The organism is Caballeronia sp. ATUFL_M2_KS44, assembly GCF_023630965.1.
GTDB lineage: Bacteria > Pseudomonadota > Gammaproteobacteria > Burkholderiales > Burkholderiaceae > Caballeronia > Caballeronia concitans.
The window spans coordinates 1-3219 of record NZ_JALQEA010000083.1; the positions used below are offsets into that span (position 1 = coordinate 1).

At 62.8% G+C, this 3219-nt stretch carries 3 protein-coding genes; all 3 read right to left on the reverse strand.

Going from position 1 to position 3219, the window contains the following annotated elements; genetic code table 11:
• Nucleotides 1-68 precede the first annotated feature (68 nt).
• Entirely contained in the window at nucleotides 69-1016 is a 948-nt protein-coding gene (locus tag NCR39_RS29460) for an alpha/beta hydrolase (protein ID WP_250456315.1), read from the reverse strand.
• Between the two features lie 23 nt (nucleotides 1017-1039).
• The gene (locus NCR39_RS29465) at nucleotides 1040-2071 is read right to left on the reverse strand and encodes a saccharopine dehydrogenase family protein (protein WP_250456317.1); all 1032 of its coding nucleotides are present in this window, start codon (nucleotides 2069-2071) and stop codon (nucleotides 1040-1042) included.
• A 115-nt stretch (nucleotides 2072-2186) separates the two neighbouring features.
• Entirely contained in the window at nucleotides 2187-3041 is an 855-nt protein-coding gene (locus tag NCR39_RS29470) for an alpha/beta hydrolase (RefSeq protein ID WP_250456316.1), read from the reverse strand.
• Between the last annotated feature and the right edge of the window lie 178 nt (nucleotides 3042-3219).

The following is a 3219-nucleotide window of genomic DNA, read 5'->3' on the forward strand; positions in this document are numbered from 1 at the left end:
TCAACTGCCGTTCGATTCGTCCGGTAGTCAACGGCCGCTCCCGGGCAAGCAGAGACATCCAGTCGCGATCACGAGCACGTCACCTCAACGCAGAAGTCATGGACTGCGGTGACCATCTGATTGAGGCCGGGCTGTTCCAGCGGGTAGTGCCCAGCGTTTTCCAGCATCATCACCGTGACAGGAACGTGCCTGATTCTCTGCAGGAACACCTGGCTCAGATGCAAGGGTGTCCAGCGATCCTGCGCGGGCTGCGTTAGCAGGATCGGGCATACGGCGAAATCTTCCGGTTCGATCGCTGGCTGATAACCCGTGTAGCTGGCCAGAAAACTCATAGTCACCCACTTTCCCGCCGACGTTTTGTCCGCCATGCAGGCCTTCAGCGCAGCCGGGTCGTTGACGAGCGTGTACATCTTGCTCGCTACGGACATCGGCATGCGCAGCCCGGCGAACGGCGTGCGTGCGGTCAGCGCCGCAAGCGGGCCGCCGACACGGCTCATGAACCGGTTGTACGCCGTCTCGTCGCGAACCTGCTGGATGCGTTGATCGAGAAAAGTCATGCCGACAATACCCCTGACTTTCCGGTTCTTCGCCGCGACGTGATACGTCTCCATGCCACCCGCACTCAGTCCGTAAAGCACGATTGGCCGATCGTCTCTCGCCAGCTCTGCGTCGATGAGGTCACTTCCGGCCTGTACCCAATCGTCGTACCGGACCGGCCTGCCGCGTCCGACTTGTGTCAAGCCGTACTCCGGCATGTCGATCGCGATGGTTTCAAAGCCTCTGCGGGCAAGAGGAGCGCCGAGAATCGTCGACATCTGCCGGCCGTTCGTTCCGACTCCATGGAAGAGAATCACCTTCAACGGCGCTTCGACATTGCGATAGCAATCGAGATGGATGCGATGCCCACGCCATGACCACCATTCCTCCTGCGGCTCCTGTTCTCCCCGTAGCTGAAACTCGAGGGGCAGAAAGCGCTGAATGTCTCTCCAGTTTTGCTGCTGTGCATAAGTCGTCATTTTTTAGACCTTTGTCCGGAGTGTCACGCGTACGACACCTCAAAGCCCGAACGTTGTGGAAAGAACGCGCTGCCCATCAGCATCGACGGTGTCCTGTAGCCTCCCGGTCCCGGGTCAGTCAGACAGCGGTCGGCAATGGCCAGCGCCGTGTCCGCCGTCATCGCGTAGACGTTAGGCGCCGACATTTTTATCGTCACCGTCGTGCCTTGCACGTTCGTCGCCTGTGCCCAGAACTCCGTTCGCTGGATGTCACGCGCGCCCGCGTCCGGACCGCCGGCAAAGCGCTGCCGTGCGAGCCGGTCGAGTGCCCGGTGTACGGAGGGAACGGCAAATAGCCCGCGCATGAAGTTGGTGAGCCGCATCGCCAGTCCGAGCGCGAGCGGCAATGTGCAGTAAACGAGCCCGTCCGGTACGCCGGTCGATACACCCGCGGTAAACACATCGCCCCACGGAATCGACACACCCCAACGTGCGCCGCCGGGAAACGGAATGCGTCTGATACGCCAGGCATTCGGCACCGAAACGAGGCGATGATTCCGCCGGACGAGTCCGCCGCTTGCGGCGGACTCCAGGATCGTCATCGCAGTTCCGATGCTGGGCTTCGTTCCGAACGAAAAGGCGAGGTCGATCCGCGTCGCGTCGGGCATCCGCGACTTCAGCGCCGCAGCAAGGCTATCGGTGGGGACGATATCGAACCCCGCGCCGGGGCAGAGCACGATTCCCACGTCGACTGCGCGCGCATCCTGCGCATGGCAGAACTGGAAAACCGGGATTTCGCCGGTGATATCCACGTAATGCACGCGCTCGCCGATGCAGGCGTCCACGAATGCGCGGGCCGTCGTGGAAAACGGCCCCGCGCAGTTCAGCACGACAGCGACATCTTCGAGGTTCGTTTTCGCGTCGGCAACCGCGAACGCCCGCGATTCGAGACCGAACTCGTCCGCCAATGGCTTGAGCTTCTTGCCATCCCGCCCCGCGATGATCGGGTGCATGCCCCGGCGCACTGCTTCGCGCACAACCAGTTCACCCGTGTAGCCGTATGAACCGTAGATCATCAAGTTCCCGCTCATTCTATTACCCGTTCTAGTGAATCGCGTCGGCGCGCCCATGTCTGGTGGCCACCGCCTGGTCAGGTCGGTTGACGCCGAGATTTTTTTTCAGGAATGCCAACTACAGGGCGATATTCTGCAGGCACACTGCTTCGTCTTCGAGATGCAGTTCGAAGTGGTCGCCATCCATGAGGTGAAATTCGCAGTCCGGAATGCGCGTCGCCGCACGCCAGGCCGCTGCGGCCGGCGTGATCGTGTCGCGTCGGCCAGCGACGATGAGCGTCGGCGCCTTTACCCGGCGCGCGGAGCGCACCGGGCTGTACAGCGGAATCTCCAGAAAGATTCGGGACAGCACCTTGTTCTCCCAGCGCACTCCGGCCGGAAGCAATCGTGCATAACCTTCCCGGCACCCGGCACTCGTGAGCGCCGCCGTGTCGCCGGGATGTCCGACGATCCGGCTGTAGTGCGGACGGCCGAACAGCCGGCCGCCCTGGTCGAACAGTGCCGCGATCGCCAGGCGAAGGGTCACGCGCGCCGGCACCTGGCACAGACTCGCGACACCACTCACGTGCGGAACCTGGGCGATTACCGCGTGAATTCCGTGATCGTTCGCGGCCGTTTCGATTACGTGCCCGCCCGAGAACGACGTGCCCCACAGGACGATACACGCGGTATCGACGCTGGAAAGCGTCCGCACATGCCGGACTGCCGCAGCCCAGTCGGCGAGGTGCCGGCGTGGGCTGACCCAATGCCGCGGCATGCCTTCGCTATCGCCGAAATTGCGATAGTCGAACAGGTACACCGCGTACCCTTCGGCCACGAAGCGTCGTGCGAATGCTGGCAGACCCGCTGCACGGATCGCGCCGAAGCCGTGCCCCATCACGATCACGGGCGGCTTGTCGCTCGTGTCCGGCAGCATGAGCGTTCCGGCGCAGTATTCGCCCTGGCTCGGGAATGTGGAGTCGAAACTGGGCATGATCGCTTCCGGTTCGGTCAGTTGGCAAATGTCGCGCATGCGTACCGCTTCACGCGGACACCGCACGCCTTCCTGCGCGGTGTGCGGGAGAAGCCGTCACGCGGGTTCCGGCACGCTTGAATTCGAGCGCGGGGTCGGCGATCGTATCCTTCAGCAGCATCCCGCGATCGATCTCGAG

Bases quoted from the DNA above. Each gene is read 5' to 3' on its own strand.
- NCR39_RS29460 (WP_250456315.1), bottom strand. From the start codon at position 1,016: ATGACGACTTATGCACAGCAGCAAAACTGGAGAGACATTCAGCGCTTT.
- NCR39_RS29465 (WP_250456317.1), bottom strand. From the start codon at position 2,071: ATGATCTACGGTTCATACGGCTACACGGGTGAACTGGTTGTGCGCGAA.
- NCR39_RS29470 (WP_250456316.1), bottom strand. From the start codon at position 3,041: ATGCCCAGTTTCGACTCCACATTCCCGAGCCAGGGCGAATACTGCGCC.